The following is a 15,125-nucleotide window of genomic DNA, read 5'->3' as shown; positions in this document are numbered from 1 at the left end:
CCTATTCTGATTTGGCTTTTTGGTATCCAAATCGAGCTAAGTAGTGCCAAACTTTCTTTATCTCTTGCTCGCTGTAACCTTGCTCTACAATGGCTCGTCCCAGAATTTTGGCGTTAATTTTACCTTCTTGAGCTAAATTGCGGGCTAGTTCAATATATTCTTGTCCCCGATATTGTGGGTGGCGAGCCATTTCTTGAATGCTTAACTCATACCCATTGTGCCATTTTATTGGCACTCCCTGTAGTAAGGCTTGCTCTGCTATCTGAGTCTCGGAATAAATGGGATCTAATACGATACATTCAATATCGTCTTTGACTGAAATAGTCCCATGAATATGGGCTTCGATATAATCATCTAGCAAGTCAGCGCTTGATGAAGTTGCTTTCTCGATGAGTGTCTTCACTTTGCTAAAAATAGCAAAGTCTTCAGGTGCAAAGAAACTGTCTGGATAACAAAATGTGGTTCGCTCTAAGACATGAGCTTTTAATTGAAAGTAAGAAGAACCGAAACGAGGCGAAGCGCCTGTAGCGTAATTTCGGAAATTTAGAGCGCCATACTTGGGCCTTAAACTATTTGGTGCCTCATCGTACGCTCCATCAAAGACATTATGTTCCCACAACCATCGTTCTCCACCAACATAAGCGGTTAAGCCGCCATTACTGGTGCCTGTTTCAAATTGGGATTTTAAAAAGCCATCATCAGCAATGGCCTGCAGTAGAGGTTTGTTGTCAGCAGTCACTCGGTCTGGATGAAAGTTGATAGTGACGGCGCAATCCAAATGCTCATCGATTCCCTTAGACTTTAATCGGATATTGTTGATTGCTTGTTCCACTGCGTTGGTGAACATTAAATCTCCAGCTTTTAATGAAAGCACAACTTTATATCAATCCTAGCTTATTAAAACACTCGATAATCGCATTATGATTTGCGGTATATTTTTTAGCGCTGTAGGCAATATTTTTAGTCTAATTTGAGTCAATGATATGAATACACGCCTTAAACAAATCACATTGTGATTTGAATATGTGCTGTTTTCGAATCAAGGAACTAATATGCGCAGGCTTTATATCATCAGAAGGTTTCCTTTGATTACACCAAGTGCAATCAAAGAGAAATGATTAACCCAAGAGATAAAACTCACACTACTGATCTTGATACTGCTCTTTATACCGCAAAATCTCATCAAGGTTTTCGATGAACAGATCCACCAGCATAGGGTCAAAATGTTTGCCTTTTTCACTGCGGATCAGTTCGATGGCTTTTTCAACGCTCCACGCTTGCTTGTATGGGCGGGCTGAGGTGAGGGCATCAAAGACGTCGGCGATAGCGGCAATGCGACCCACTAGAGGGATGTCAGTGCCTGCGGTTTGATTTGGGTAACCTGTACCGTCCCATTTTTCATGGTGGTTTTGCGCCACATCAATGGCCACTTTAAGTAGCTCAGAGTGGCTGTATTGCCCTAGAATTTCTACGCTAATATTGACGTGGCTTTGCATGATCTTCCACTCTTCGGCATTGAGCTTGCCGGGCTTTAACAGCACTTCATCTGGAATGCCAATTTTGCCTACATCGTGCATAGGTGCGGCGTCACGTAAGGTTTCCGCATCTTCTGCTGTCATACCTGCCGCCAATGCCAGTACGTAGCAATAATGGCTCATACGCATCACATGCATGCCCGTTTCGTTGTCTTTAAATTCAGCGGCGCGGCCAAGGCTTTGTATGGTTTCTAATTTACCTTCGTTGATCTTTTTAGTTTGCTCTTTTACTTTTTCAAACAAGGCTTTTTGTTGATCGTGCAGTGCCAATTGAGTTTTGATTCGGCGCAGTGCAACCGCAGGTGTGACCGGTTTAGTTAGGTAATCGACAGCGCCTAGCTCTAACCCTTTTACTTCATCTTCTGGGGCAATTTTGGCGGTGACAAAAATAACAGGAATGGGCGCTGTATTAGGTTGAGATTTGAGAATTTGGCAAACCTGATAGCCATCCATCTCTGGCATCATAATATCGAGTAAAATGATATCCGGCTGCGGCTGCATTTGCGCAATATTGATTGCCAGTCGGCCGTTGATCGCAACGCGCACTTGGTAGTCATTTTCCAGTACGCCAGTCAGCACATCCAAATTGTTTGGTGTATCATCAACCACAAGCACTATAGGTTTGGAAGTCATTCTTTCCTCATTTAACTCAATGAAATTACGATACTTTTAGTCTATTAATAGAAGTGTAGAAACAGATTGCTTATCTCACCACTGCATAAGTTGAGAACTTATGTGAATCTGCTCATATTTGTGTTGAACAGGCTGAACTCATGACTCGATTTCGCCCTGCTCGTTTGGCTTGGTAGAGCGCTTGATCAGCTTCGCGATAGGTTTGTAGCTCTTGTTCAAGCACAGGAGATACGCCGCAGCTGACGGTCACATTTAGGTCGCGGTTGTGATAAATACTGGCTTTTAATCGATGCGCAGCTTCTATGGCATCAAGCATATTTGTTTTGGGCATGAGCACGGCAAATTCTTCCCCACCAATTCGGCACACTAGATCACTGTCTCGGCTGTTATTGGCTAAGGTATTGGCAACTTCAATCAAGACTCTGTCTCCTTCATCGTGACCATGCCGATCGTTGATCTCTTTAAAATAATCGATATCAACAATGATCAAGCATGCATGAAACGAGGGATCTTGTTGCACTGTATTACTGAGCTTGCTAAGTGCACTATCAAAGCGACGACGATTCCAATGCTTAGTCAGAGGGTCTTTCTCCGCTAAGGTCATTAGTTTTTGCTGCGCTCTTTTTAGGTGACTGATATCAGTGAAAGTGATGACAATGCGCTGAGTCTTGCCCCACTTATCAAGCTGTTTACCCGCATGGAGCAAACAGCTAAATACTTCACCAGACGGGTTACTGGCACTGAAATCACCGCTCCAATGTTCACTTACCCGTAATTTTTCCACTACAGTGTCAAATAGCGCGGTGTGCTGCACAAAAGGCAGTTCTTTAAATGTGATATTGGTGAGCTGTTTTTCGGTGAAGCCGGTGATGTGACAAAGCTGTTTGTTTACATATTCGACTTTTAGCGATGGATCTAAAATGAGCACTCCCATCATCTTATCCGCAACAGACAGTGTCAGTGCTTTGCAGTGATTGTGGCGTTCAAGGCGATAGATAATAAGCGCAGTCACTAGACTAAGTGTAATGGCTGTTAATACCTCCAAGTTAAGGCTTACCGTCTTTTCTGTCGTCGCGCTTAATCCAATCATCAAGCAAGCCAAAATGAAAAGCAGACTAAATAAGCTTGCTTTCCATTTTTGTTTTGCTGAGTCGCTACAAAGTAAGTCAGACATACTCTATTTTACTTTTGTGTATCCAGTGCTAGGAGCTGCTCTCGAATCATAGTGGCCAAATCGATGTGCTCGGGTAATTCTTGAATGTCTTGGATTTTTGAGTGTACGGTCATCTTTCTTTCCTCTTGATTGGTGAACAAAAAGTATGCATGGCTAGCAAAGAAAGTGCTTACCACTTTACGCCACTGATAAGAAAGTGCTTCGTGTTAAGTGTGCTGATACGTCTTGGCGTCACATTGCTTATTGGGCTAGCTAGTAATTTAATGCATTGAACCTATGCTGTATAAGTCACTATATAAAAAGGGAATTTTATGAGTTCGACTGCATTTAATGTGCCTGTGCTGCAGACTAATTACGCTAAGATTTTGGTGGAAGTGTGCACTGAATACGGCATTGATCTGCATAAATTATTGGAGGAATCTGGGCTACCCGCAGATTTATTTCAGGCTGAAAGTGACTTTATTCCCTCTGAATCCATTAAACGGCTCCTGTTTTTAAGTTCAAATCAGCTGGGTATGACCAAGTTTACTGAGGTGATTGCGCTGGCGATTAAACGCCGCATTCTTCCCTATATCCTGCATCAGTTTAAGCCGTACTCAACCATTGGTGAGGCGCTACCTCATTTGAATACGATTTTTACTAGCGATACCCCCAGTAGTAATGTGTTCTTTAAACAAGAGCACGGACAGAGTTGGTTTTGCGTCAATTCGGCAGGTAAAGACCGCCAGTATTTTCAGTGGGCAGAGGTGTTTGCCATTTTGTATATTATTGAGCTAATAAGCTTACTGACCCGCTCTCGCTGGCAACCTGACAGCATTAAAATTCAGGGCACAGAGACGGATATTATCCAGTCTATTTTGCCAACAGGATGCAAGCTCTTTATCGATCAAGAGTACAAAGCCATTCGCATTCCGCAGCATATCCTTGCACAGCCCATTTATCTTGCTTCAGGCTCATTTAGCGCCAAACCTGCGGTTGTGGAATGGCACACCAGTTTTACTGACAATGTGTTTGAGGTATTAAAGCCCTATGTAAAAGAGAAAGATCTCAGCGTTGAGTACGCGGCACAGTTACTCGATTACTCAGTTAGAACCTTGCAACGAAAATTAAAAGCTGAGAAAACCACATTTAGGCAACTAAAAGAAAACCTAATGCTGTCCGTTGCTTGTGAGCTATTGGAAGAGGGGCACTCCTTAACCTATGTTTCCAGTCAATTAGGTTATGCCAATTTGTCGCACTTCTCTCGTGCATTTAAGCGAGTGTCAGGCTTAACCCCAAAAATGTATAAAGACTCAGTGACGGGTAAGTGACTATTGAGATTTCTGCCAAAAGAACAACAAAACTTATTGCACTCTTCTAACGCCGCAATGGCGCCAATTTATGATAAGTTAGCCATCCATTTTATGAGTAATACCAATCACACTAAGTAAGTGATCAGAACTAGCGCAGGAAAAATGCTCGAGAACAAGGCAGAATTTTTCGATAAGTAGTTATTCTACAATCAAAAATTCTAACGCCGTTATCGAGCATTTTAACAAGCTAGAATGATCAGTTATTTAGTACGATTGGTATAAAGTTAATAGGTAGGCGAGAAAGCTCGATGACGTTTAAAGCAGTAATTTTTGATATGGATGGGCTGTTGTTAGATACAGAGCGCGTTTGTTTACAAGCCTTTGAAAAAGCCTGCCATACCTTAGGTATCGAGTTTTTAGAACCGGAATACTTAGCCATTATTGGGCAAAATGAGCAAGGGATTGAGCGCACTATTCGAGCGGGATACCCCAAGGATATTGATTATCCTAAGCTGCGCAAACAGTGGATGCAGTATTATCATGCTGTGTCAGAGCATCAAGCTATTCCGGTGAAAGAGGGAGTTGTTGAGCTTCTACAGTGGCTTAAAAGTAAACAGATCCCAATGGCTGTTGCCACTTCGACCGATAAGCGCCTCGCCCCAATCAAACTTAAACTGGCCGGTCTGTATGATTATTTTGATAGCCTGACTTGCGGCTGTGAAGTGACGTGTGGCAAACCCGACCCTGAAATTTATTTATTAGCGGCTAAGCGACTGAATATTGATCCTATGTATTGTTTAGGGTTTGAAGATTCAAATAACGGCGTAAGAGCCGGAGTTGCGGCAAACTTACAGATGGTACAAATTCCTGATCTAGTGACCCCAACCGATGAGGTCATCGCATTGGGGCATAGAATTTTACCGTCGTTAAATGAGGTGTTGCGAGAGTTAAAACACAGCTCGTAGTAGTGAACCACATATTGTTAAGTTGTTGTAAAGTAAGTTATTTATTTTGGTGTGTCTTTGGCTGTGTTTTTAGCTAAGGTTTTGCGTGTTATTCCATACTATCGCTTTGTTTTTGATCTTAGGTCACCTTTTGGTGCTTCCAATGCCGTTAAAAGTTGTTCATCTGGCAGTGATAGAGGAAAATATCGCACTTCGTTCACATTGGTTTGGTGAATGTTTCAACTAACACTGCACAGCATAACCAAGAGGTAAATAATGGGATTGTTTGGTCAAAGTAACGGTAAACCTAGTAAACATTCAGCTACCACGCTTATCGCGAAAGGCTGCCAAGTTGAAGGTGTGTTTAAACTAGAAAGTGATATGCATGTCGATGGCGTTGTCATTGGGCAAGTTAGCGTAGAGCAAGCACTTATGGTCACTCAATCTGGACGAGTTACGGGTGATATCTTTGCCGGTAAAGTGATCGTCAATGGCATTATTGAAGGCACTTGTCACGCTACCTCAGTAGAGATCTTAGAAAATGGTCAGGTGAAAGGCACAATTTTTACCGATGACTTGAGCATTGAGCGTGGCGGTAAGTTTAATGGTGACATTAAACCGGCTGAAAAAGAGCAAGTGGTAGAGCTTGCATCAAAAGAGAAAAAAGCTGAGCCGATCAAAGCTAGCAAAGCATCAAATAGCTAAAGAGAAACAACGAATATCAATAAAAAAGCCATTTTCCTGATAAGTAAGAGGAAAATGGCTTTTTTGGTTTTGGGCTCTTGGCTGTGAATTAAGATTTTATTCTACAATCAAAAATTCTAACGCCGTTATTGAGCATTTTAACAAGCTAGAATGACCCGTTATTTAGTACGGTTGGTATTATCTGCTAACTGCACCAGATATTCAGCGATAGCTTGCATGCCAGATTTTGCGACGCCACCTTTAATTTCGGCTTTTGAGTTATAGTTGGTGTTGGTATTCACATCATAAGAATACCAGTTGCCGTTTTCATCACTGATTACTTCGATGCCTGCAATATCAATGTGATTATTGGCTAAGAACTTTTCATGCAGCTCTATCAACGGTGAATCATCCAGAGCTGTGGTGATTTCAAACTTATCTTTTTCTTGGCTGTCAGCAGGCTTACTGTCTGCAAATGCTGGACAGAAAGCATCCTCAATAGAGCAACCATCCGCAGGGCAGAGCTCAAATCCACCTTCGGTTGAGACTTTAACTGCGTATAAGAACTTACCACCGACATATTCACAACGGATGATGTAAGGCTGAGTTGATTTTACGTATTCTTGCAGTAACCAAATACCATCAAGAGGTGCGTCGGCTTTGAGTCGTCTAAGACCGAGTTTTACATCATCAAGGCTGTTGAATTTTTCAACTCCAAGCCCTTTACCACCACGGTTTGGTTTGATGATCAGAGGCCAAGTGTTGAATTTTTCTGCAGCGGCAACGATTAAATCGCTACCTACTACCGCTTGAGTTTTTGGCGTTGCAATGCCGGCTTTTTGTAAGGCAGCGTATTGTGAAATCTTACACACTTCTAAATCGATAACGCCACTGCCGTTGACCACAGTCACGTCGTGCAAACCAAGCCATTTATCAATAACGCGAGTCAGTTCAGGCGCATAACGGTGCCCGCGGGTATGTGAAGAGGCGCTCATGCGGTTGTAGTAAATGGCATCTTCTGGAGCGCAATCAAACTCGATATGACCTTCATTGACGAACCACTCTTTGGCGGAGACATTTAGCTTTTTAAAGGCTTCATGAAGTGGAGCAACCCATTCTGCGTTCTCATGTAAAATATAGATTGGTTTCATAACAGCGTTCCCTTTGCTCACTTTTTCGAATGATATAGATAGTGCCAAATCCTCGTCTGAAAGCCAGTACCAAGTGGTCGATTGCGTATATGAAATGGATATAGCTTATAACATGAAAGATTGGCACGAACGGCTAAAGAAGGGTTATCGATTAGAGATGTATGATTAAGTGACTGTTTCAGAACAATATTATAGAAATGCCCAAAGCGCGTTACTTTCGGTATTGGCTTTGGGCATTTGCTTTTTCTGAGTTATCTATTTTCAAAACGGTTGTAGTCAAGTAGGCCGTTTTCTATCGGTTGATCTTTGGCATACCACTCATGAATCTTGTCGCTAAATGGCCAAAACCTAAGATCGGTACGGCGAATAGCGAAACGATCCAGCAGTTCTTCATAGTTATCATCGTCATCCACTTCTCGAATGCGTTTTAGTAACTCAGGGATCTCTCGCTCTTGCAGAGTCAAGAAAGCCGCTGGATAACTGCCCAAAATACCGTTTACTAAGGTGAGAGTGTCTTCTTCGGGTTTACGGTTGTCTTCTTCGGCAAATAAGCTGGAGATATTGGTGTGCGCGTTGCTGTGCACTAAGGTAAATACGTGCTGTTGCCCGTTATCTGCTTCTATGTTGATGGTCATCAATTGTGGAAAGTTTTCGATGCCTCCACCTACTAGGCTGTTGATTTGCTGTAATAACAACTCACTTTCTCGCTTGAGCGGTGTATTGGCGATTTCATAGCGCGGCTCAAGGATTGCCGAAACATGTTCAGTCAGCAGTGTCAGTAGCTCTGTCTTAGGGTCATTGGTGCGATATTCTATGCCTGATTCTTGATCAAAAGGTTTGGCGTTACGCGTTAGGTAATCAGTAAATTCAATAGATTGTCCTTCATACCAACTGGATAAAATATCGTGGCGAGACTCTTTTGGCAGCAGTGCGATAAAATTGGTTTCCCCTTCAATTCTCAGTAAATCCATATACATACGAGTAATGAGCTGGTGGCCGAAGTTACCGTAAATATCAAAGCCTGCCACGAGCAAGTAATGAATACGCTCTAACAATGAATAGTCGATAACCCAAGCGGTTTTGGGTTGATTGCCGACTAAGCCTTTTGCCACTGTTGCGCTGTCAAAATGGCGGAAAATTGTTAGGGCTGCGTTAGGGTTGGCGCCGTCGCCATTCCAAATGACATCGATGTCTAGATGCTCGCCATTTTTAAAATGGTCATTCATGAAGTTCATCTTTTCTGTCAGATAGATAGACTGAGATTTAGAGAATTTAACCCAGTTAAACAGAGGTGTGGTATTGCTGTCTAATTGCCCCGGCAATGCCATGTTTTCGGCTTGAGATCTAAGGAAATCAGTCGCCACTTTGTTGTCCATGCGACCTGGGTTGGTAAAGAATACCCAGAAGTGGTCATTAATTACGTTTAGGGCCAATTGTCCGCGACAAACAGGCCCTTTAATAAAGGCCATTATGGTGTTTTGCGCTTCGTCTAAAAGGAAGTTGTAGCGAGAATCGACAGGAATATCCGCAAAGGCAAGAATGGGGTTAGATGCTACTTCAATGTCGTAACTTGGCAGTTTTTTGATGGTGTAATCGGCTTTATCAAACCATGTTAGCCACTTTTGCATGCGCTCTTGGTTTAGCGCGTATGGCATGTGGGTTTTGTCGACAATGGTTTCGCGCTCTGCAATTAAGCGGTAGTAGACACGTGCAACCTGTGGATCGCCATAAGGTCGGCGCGTCGCAATACGTTTTACCGGTTCACCGGGAGGCGTTGCCGAGCGCACTAGACTAAAGAAGCGTGTCTGTTCATGCTCAGAGAAGTAGATATGTGAAAGAAACAGATGCTCGTAAATATAGCGACTAGTAATTTGACGCTTTAGACTATCTTGGTTGAAATACGTCTCCCATTTAGCCACATCTTCAAGTTGCGCTTTGGTGAGAGGCACAGGCTCTGACATGCTTGCCCCTTGGCGTAGCCATGCAAGCAAGGTTTGTTGTTCGTCATTCGCAAGCGCGGGCATGCCATAAGGCATTCCGGCGAGCGGGTATTCTTCTTTATAGGCTTGAATAGAATCTGAAGTGGGACAGACAAAGGCGCGGTCGAGGCTAAAATCAAAATCGTCATCATCTAAAATGACATCTTGCGGAAGCGGAAACTCTTCTTTTTGAATTAACAACTGCGCCATTACTCCCGCTTCTATATTGGCGTCTGCGCGTTGTAGGCGTTCATTCAAAACAGGATAAAAGCCATGATTACGCCATTCTTGGGTGGAAAATGCATCTTCATATAATCGAGTTGGAGTGGTGGCGGTCAAGCGAGCACCTTGATACACCATTGCTGTGGTTGCCCCTCTGTCTATGCCTTCTGCAGAGGTTAGCTTGAGTTGGCAGGGAGCGTCATAACAGGCGTGGCAGACAACGCAGCGTTTATCGAGAATAGGCTGCACCTCATCGATAAAATACTGAGCTTGTGAGAAGTCATGTGAGATGGTTCTATCTTGAACTTTTTCGGGGCCAAACAGCGCTTCAAAATTTAATCCTACGAAGGTACCACAGCCAGTAAAGGCGATGATGAAGGCAATCAGTGCGTACTTTTTCATTTAACATCCATATCCTCAATAAAAGCGACTCTTTTATGATGGTCGCATCTGCAATTTGTGTCAAAGAATATGGGTTCATAGTGGCGAGTTTTAATGAGAATACGCTTTGTTAAGGCACTGTTCTTAATAGGATTAAGGGATGATGGAGAGAAATTTGCAGTTAAATGCCATCTGATATTTATCTTGTTTGAATAGAGAGTATTATCGTAGCAGGCGACTTATTCGTATTTGAGTATGCCAAATCGTGTAATTTTTTCTAATTGTATGAAAAATCTATCTTTTAAGTCAGTGATATCACACTACACTTGTAGTCTGATTGTTTTAGTATTCGAGATAAAATAGAGTATATATTCTAATTTTTAATCGACAGATATCGCCAAGGAATAGAACAAGGTGAAATTTAAACGTATTGTCATTGCGTTGATGTGTGGGTTTGCGCTACCTGCTGTTGCTCAACCTGTGACCTTCTCTCAAGCGTGGGCGTTGTTACAGCAACAAAACAATTCACTGGCGGCTAGCCAAGCTAATGTTGACCGTTACAAAAACCTGCAAAGTGCCAAACAGAGCTTAAATTTGCCGTCGGTCACTTTAAATGCCAACTACACCCGTCTGGATGATGACATTAAGCTCAGTGGACAACAGATTGCCGATAGTATTTCGACCCCTATCGCACTGCCGCCTATTTCTCTGCCAATCTTAGCCAGCTCTTATTCAACTATTGCAGAAAAAGACGTATTTACCTCTTCTATTCGAGCGATTTGGCCCATCTTCACCGGGGGTAAAATCATTTCGGCACAATCTATTGCGTCTGCACAAACGGACGAAGCTCGTGCGCAACTAGAGATGGAGCGACAAGCGCGATACGAAGACCTAGCCAAATACTATTTTGGGGTTGTACTGTCTAAGCAAGTGGTTGAAACCTATAAAAATGTAGAGAAAGGCTTGGAGCAACATGCCAGCTTTGCCGCCAAGTTAGAAAAGCAAGGGCAGATTGCTCGAGTAGAAAGATTACAAGCGGATGCATCGCTCGCCAAAGCCAAAGTAGATAGGAAAAAAGCAGAGCGAGATTTAGAAATTGCCACCAGTGCATTAACGCAAATTTTAAATCAGTCGCAAACCGTGACCCCTGTGAGTCCCCTCTTCATCAATAAATCGCTTCCTCCTTTGAGTGCCTATACCAACGAAACGTTAGTGACCTATCCGGGCCTGTCTATTTTGGATGCTAAAGAGAAACAAGCTAAAGGGCTGACGGATGTGCAAAAAAGTAAGTACTACCCAGATGTGTATTTATACGGAGATTACAACCTGTATGAAGATGACTCGTTAGCTTCGCAATTAAAGCCAGACTGGTTTGTCGGGGTAGGGGTCAGCATTCCGCTACTTGAAACCAGTGGACGCTCTAGCCAACTGGATGCCGCTCATAGCGCGGTATTGCAAATCACTCATTTGCGCGCTCAGGCGAAGCAAGATCTTTCGGTGTTAGTACAAAAAACGTATTTAGAAGCCGAGCAGTCGATGGAAGAGGTCAAAGGGTTAGAGACCAGTATCGAGCTTGCCGAAGAAAACCTACGCTTACGTCGAAAAATGTTTAGCCAAGGGTTATCTAACTCGTTAGATGTGGTGGATGCGGAGTTATACCTTGCCAGCATTCAAACCCAGCAGCATGTTGCTCGTTTTAACTACTTAATATCACTGAATAAACTGCTCGCACTGAGTGGCAAAATGAACACTTTTAATCAATATGAGACCCGTCCTAACAAGGCTATCAATGAAGCTAGCGTAGGCACTAAAGGAGAAGTCAATGTCAGCTAAAACCCCTATTGCTCTAGTCGCAGTAGTCCTTATTGGTCTTGTTGGATACGGTTTTTATCAAGCTTACCAACCACAGCCAATTCGCATTCAAGGACAGATGACCGCTCAGCAATACAGCATCTCTTCTAAAGTTCCGGGTCGCATTGAAAGCATCAATGTGAAAAAGGGCGATCAGGTTAAGGAAGGCGACCTTATCTTTACCATCTACAGCCCTGAAATTGATGCCAAATTAGAGCAGGCGCGCGCAGGCCAAGAAGCCGCCGGTGCATTGGCTCAAGAAGCGGAAAACGGCGCTCGTACTCAGCAAATTTCTGCCGCTCGCGACCAATGGAGTAAAGCTAAAGCTGCGTCTGAGTTGATGGAGAAAACCTATCGCCGCGTGGATAATTTATATCAAGACGGCGTACTCGCCGAGCAAAAACGTGACGAGGCATACACGCAGTGGAAAGCGGCTAAATATACAGAAAATGCTGCTCATCAAATGTACTTGTTAGCCAAAGAAGGCGCACGCTCTGAAACCAAAAAAGCCGCCAGTGAAAAAGCGCGTATGGCAGCTGGCGCAGTGGCAGAAGTCGAAGCCTATGCGGCAGATACCCATATTGAAAGTTGGTTTGATGGTGAGGTCTCACAAGTGCTACTGCATAGCGGTGAGCTTGCTCCGCAAGGATTCCCGGTAGTGACCGTTATTGATACCTTAGATTCTTGGGCGGTGTTTAATGTGCGCGAAGATCTGCTTAAACATTTCCAAAAAGATGCTGAAATCAGTGCGTTTGTTCCCGCGTTGGATAAAACGGTTCGTTTTCGTATTTCGCATATCTCAGTAATGGGCGACTTTGCCACATGGCGATCAACAGACAGCAGTCAGGGCTTTGATTTACGCACTTTTGAGGTGGAAGCTCGTCCACTGCAAGATTTGGATAAATTCCGTATTGGTATGAGTGTTGTGTTAACGCTAGACGAAAAAGAGTAATCGTATGTTTCGTTTTATAGCGGACGAATGGCAACGATTGTGGCGAGATAAATGGCTATTGGCCTCCATTACTTGGGTGCCGATTTTGCTGGCAGTGAGCCTGTGGTGGATCTTTTCACAAGGTATCGCGCGTGCACTGCCGATTGCAGTCGTCGATCATCAGCAAAGCCGTTTGTCACACGAGTTAGTTCGATACCTTGATGCCAGTGAAACTTTGTATGTTAGCACTCACTTTCAAAGTGAGTACGATGCCAAAAGGGCACTCAGTGGCAGTGATATCTATGCCTATGTGGTGATCCCGAGAGATTTTGACCGCGATATTTTCTTGTCCAATCCACCGCAAGTGAGCGTGTTTTATAACAGCCAGTACATTTTGGTGGGGAAACTGGTTAATTCATCGGTATTGCGCTCAGTGGGAACATTTGATGCGAAGATACAAACGGCGAAGAAGCTAGCCTCTGGTAACTCAACCATTAAAAGTGCGTTAGGCAAAGCGGTTACGGTGCGCACGCAAATTACGCCGCTGTTTAACTCAAACAGCAACTACGCACAGTTTTTGGTATCAGCGATTGTGCCAGCCGTTTGGCAAATTGTGATTGTAGTGGGCACTGTGCTGACGTTAGCAATGCATAAGAGACTAGGCACTATGGATAAGTGGCTTGAGCAGGGCGTAGTGGGCGCTATGACGAAAACATTAGCCTGTTACATTCCGATTTATTGGACGCTGGGTGTGGGCTCTTTACTTTGGTTTTATGCCTACTTGCAGTGGCCGATGCAAGGCGGCTATGCGGTGCTTATCTTTGCGCAACTTGCCACAGTGCTGGCGTGCACATTAGTCGGCGCAGTATTCTTCTTTATGACCTTTGATGCTGCCAGAGCCTTGAGTTTTGCCGGTGCATTTACCGCCCCAGGTTTTGCCTTTATGGGGATCACTTTTCCGGTAACGGATATGGGGACGCTGGCACAAGGTTGGCGCAGTTTGTTGCCAATAAGCCATTATATCGAGGCGCAGGTGAGTCAGGTGTCTTATGGCGCTTCTACTTTGCAAACATTAGGTTTTCTCGTTCCTATGTTGGGGTATTTAGTTCTGCTACTGGTGCTGGCTAAACTGGCTCCGAAAAAGATAAAAGGGGCGTTAGCATGAATTGGCTGTCCATATTTAAGCTTGAATTAAAAGCCATTTTAACCAATCCGGTGGTAGTACTTACTATCTTCGGTGGCGTTGTATTCTATTCGTTTTTATACCCACTGCCATATGCAAAACAAATTCCGAATCAGCAACATATTACGGTGGTGAATCTAGATAAAAGCAAGGTGAGTTTTGATCTGGAACGCATGGTTGATGCTACCTCGCAAATTCAGATTGTGGAGCGAGCACACAGCATTGCACAGGCGAAACAGCAGTTTTTAAATGGCGATGTGCGAGGGATTTTAGTCATTCCAGAGCATTTCTATCGCGATCTACTGCTGGGCAAGAGTCCGACCTTATCCTTTGCCGGTGATGCTTCCTATTTTCTTGTATACGGCACCATTGTGGAAGGGTTAGCCCGAGCTGGTGGTACTTTGGCCGCTAAAGCAAAAGTGGCGCGTCTGGTTATGGAAGGGGAGCCTTTAGTGAGCGCCGCCAAGCACCACGCGTCAATTGATGTGAACATGAAGCCCACCTTTAACGTGACTGGCGGATACGTTAATTATGTAGTTCCTGCGGTGTTTGTGTTGATTCTGCAACAAACCCTAGTGATGGGCGTTGGTATCGTAGGGGCAACCATTACCCAGCCAACCATAGCCCAGAATGCTAAAGAACAGCGCGAGTCGTGGCAGAGGTTACTGGCGAGAGTGGTGTGCTTTACCGGGTTTTATTACGTATTGGGCGCTTATTATTTTGGTTGGAGCTTTGATTTTTATTCGGTGGCTCGCTTAGCGCATCCATTGCAATTGTTGATCTTCGGCACGCCCTTTTTATTGTCCGGCTGCATGATAGGGCTATTGTTAGGCATGCTAGTACCGAGACGTGAGTTAGTGACTGTGATTGTGCTAATGAGTTCAATGCCATTAGTCTTTAGCGCCGGCTTTATCTGGCCACTTGAGGCTATCCCAACTCCATTAATTTGGTTGTCCAACTTATTCCCAAGCACTCCGGCCATTCAAGGTTTCTTAAAACTGAATCAAATGGGGGCTGACTTTTCTCAAGTCACGCCTCAATATTTCTTATTAATTGCGCAGGTGATTGGTTGGTCAATACTGGTGTATGCCCTAAGAAGGCGTAAGCAGGCAGTGAAAATGCGAGAGGGAAAGGTATTGTAGAAAGAGACCACAGGTCTGAGTGG

Annotated in this window: 12 protein-coding genes; 7 read left to right on the top strand and 5 right to left on the bottom strand. The window is 43.9% G+C overall.

Annotated features, from left to right (window positions below):
• Position 1: 1 nt before the first annotated feature.
• The 3 genes from OCU38_RS13480 to OCU38_RS13470 form a co-directional block, all read right to left on the bottom strand.
• Positions 2-847 carry a DUF3626 domain-containing protein gene (locus OCU38_RS13480; RefSeq protein ID WP_261824736.1) on the bottom strand — a complete coding sequence of 282 codons (846 nt, stop codon included), beginning with the start codon at positions 845-847 and terminating at the stop codon, positions 2-4.
• A gap of 295 nt (positions 848-1,142) precedes the next feature.
• Entirely contained in the window at positions 1,143-2,168 is a 1,026-nt protein-coding gene (locus OCU38_RS13475) for an HD domain-containing phosphohydrolase (RefSeq protein ID WP_261824735.1), read from the bottom strand.
• Between the two features lie 112 nt (positions 2,169-2,280).
• On the bottom strand, positions 2,281-3,342 hold the full coding sequence (locus OCU38_RS13470) for a sensor domain-containing diguanylate cyclase (RefSeq protein ID WP_261824734.1): 1,062 nt from the start codon (positions 3,340-3,342) through the stop codon (positions 2,281-2,283).
• A gap of 311 nt (positions 3,343-3,653) precedes the next feature.
• On the opposite strand from OCU38_RS13470, the gene OCU38_RS13465 reads away from it, so the two are divergent.
• The 3 genes from OCU38_RS13465 to OCU38_RS13455 all read left to right on the top strand — a co-directional run bounded on the left by OCU38_RS13465 (position 3,654) and on the right by OCU38_RS13455 (position 6,283).
• The gene (locus tag OCU38_RS13465) at positions 3,654-4,652 is read left to right on the top strand and encodes an AraC family transcriptional regulator (protein WP_261824733.1); all 999 of its coding nucleotides are present in this window, start codon (positions 3,654-3,656) and stop codon (positions 4,650-4,652) included.
• Positions 4,653-4,942: 290 nt separating this feature from the next.
• Positions 4,943-5,599 (top strand): HAD family hydrolase, encoded by a 657-nt coding sequence (locus OCU38_RS13460; protein WP_261824732.1) that lies wholly within the window; start codon positions 4,943-4,945, stop codon positions 5,597-5,599.
• 255 nt (positions 5,600-5,854) lie between these two features.
• Positions 5,855-6,283: a bactofilin family protein gene (locus tag OCU38_RS13455; protein ID WP_261824731.1), complete on the top strand. Its 429-nt coding sequence runs from the start codon at positions 5,855-5,857 to the stop codon at positions 6,281-6,283.
• Between the two features lie 158 nt (positions 6,284-6,441).
• On the opposite strand, the gene OCU38_RS13450 is transcribed toward OCU38_RS13455, so the two are convergent.
• Both OCU38_RS13450 and OCU38_RS13445 read right to left on the bottom strand, forming a co-directional pair.
• Positions 6,442-7,413, bottom strand: coding sequence for an ATP-grasp domain-containing protein (locus tag OCU38_RS13450; protein ID WP_261824730.1), 972 nt, complete (start codon positions 7,411-7,413; stop codon positions 6,442-6,444).
• Between the two features lie 251 nt (positions 7,414-7,664).
• Complete coding sequence (locus tag OCU38_RS13445; protein ID WP_261824729.1) at positions 7,665-10,016, bottom strand: fatty acid cis/trans isomerase; 2,352 nt, start codon at positions 10,014-10,016, stop codon at positions 7,665-7,667.
• Between the two features lie 423 nt (positions 10,017-10,439).
• On the opposite strand from OCU38_RS13445, the gene OCU38_RS13440 reads away from it, so the two are divergent.
• Genes OCU38_RS13440 through OCU38_RS13425 form a run of 4 tightly spaced genes read left to right on the top strand, consistent with a single transcriptional unit; the run spans position 10,440 to position 15,102 of the window.
• Positions 10,440-11,828, top strand: coding sequence for a TolC family protein (locus OCU38_RS13440; RefSeq protein ID WP_261824986.1), 1,389 nt, complete (start codon positions 10,440-10,442; stop codon positions 11,826-11,828).
• A complete protein-coding gene (locus OCU38_RS13435) occupies positions 11,818-12,798 on the top strand; it encodes an HlyD family secretion protein (RefSeq protein ID WP_261824728.1) in 981 nt (326 codons plus the stop codon). Before OCU38_RS13440 ends, OCU38_RS13435 begins: the two co-directional genes overlap by 11 nt.
• A gap of 4 nt (positions 12,799-12,802) precedes the next feature.
• A complete protein-coding gene (locus tag OCU38_RS13430; RefSeq protein ID WP_261824727.1) occupies positions 12,803-13,942 on the top strand; it encodes an ABC transporter permease in 1,140 nt (379 codons plus the stop codon).
• The gene (locus OCU38_RS13425; protein WP_261824726.1) at positions 13,939-15,102 is read left to right on the top strand and encodes an ABC transporter permease; all 1,164 of its coding nucleotides are present in this window, start codon (positions 13,939-13,941) and stop codon (positions 15,100-15,102) included. The genes OCU38_RS13430 and OCU38_RS13425 overlap by 4 nt, the downstream gene beginning before the upstream one ends.
• Positions 15,103-15,125: the final 23 nt, after the last annotated feature.

The organism is Vibrio neonatus (assembly GCF_024346975.1).
In the GTDB taxonomy this organism is placed as follows: Bacteria; Pseudomonadota; Gammaproteobacteria; order Enterobacterales; family Vibrionaceae; genus Vibrio; species Vibrio neonatus.
Note: the sequence above shows the minus strand (reverse complement) of the source record. Positions and strands in the feature narration are given on the sequence as shown.

Coding starts and splice junctions, on each gene's coding strand:
- OCU38_RS13480 (WP_261824736.1), bottom strand. CDS start 847: ATGTTCACCAACGCAGTGGAACAAGCAATCAACAATATCCGATTAAAG.
- OCU38_RS13475 (WP_261824735.1), bottom strand. CDS start 2,168: ATGACTTCCAAACCTATAGTGCTTGTGGTTGATGATACACCAAACAAT.
- OCU38_RS13470 (WP_261824734.1), bottom strand. CDS start 3,342: ATGTCTGACTTACTTTGTAGCGACTCAGCAAAACAAAAATGGAAAGCA.
- OCU38_RS13465 (WP_261824733.1), top strand. CDS start 3,654: ATGAGTTCGACTGCATTTAATGTGCCTGTGCTGCAGACTAATTACGCT.
- OCU38_RS13460 (WP_261824732.1), top strand. CDS start 4,943: ATGACGTTTAAAGCAGTAATTTTTGATATGGATGGGCTGTTGTTAGAT.
- OCU38_RS13455 (WP_261824731.1), top strand. CDS start 5,855: ATGGGATTGTTTGGTCAAAGTAACGGTAAACCTAGTAAACATTCAGCT.
- OCU38_RS13450 (WP_261824730.1), bottom strand. CDS start 7,413: ATGAAACCAATCTATATTTTACATGAGAACGCAGAATGGGTTGCTCCA.
- OCU38_RS13445 (WP_261824729.1), bottom strand. CDS start 10,016: ATGAAAAAGTACGCACTGATTGCCTTCATCATCGCCTTTACTGGCTGT.
- OCU38_RS13440 (WP_261824986.1), top strand. CDS start 10,440: ATGTGTGGGTTTGCGCTACCTGCTGTTGCTCAACCTGTGACCTTCTCT.
- OCU38_RS13435 (WP_261824728.1), top strand. CDS start 11,818: ATGTCAGCTAAAACCCCTATTGCTCTAGTCGCAGTAGTCCTTATTGGT.
- OCU38_RS13430 (WP_261824727.1), top strand. CDS start 12,803: ATGTTTCGTTTTATAGCGGACGAATGGCAACGATTGTGGCGAGATAAA.
- OCU38_RS13425 (WP_261824726.1), top strand. CDS start 13,939: ATGAATTGGCTGTCCATATTTAAGCTTGAATTAAAAGCCATTTTAACC.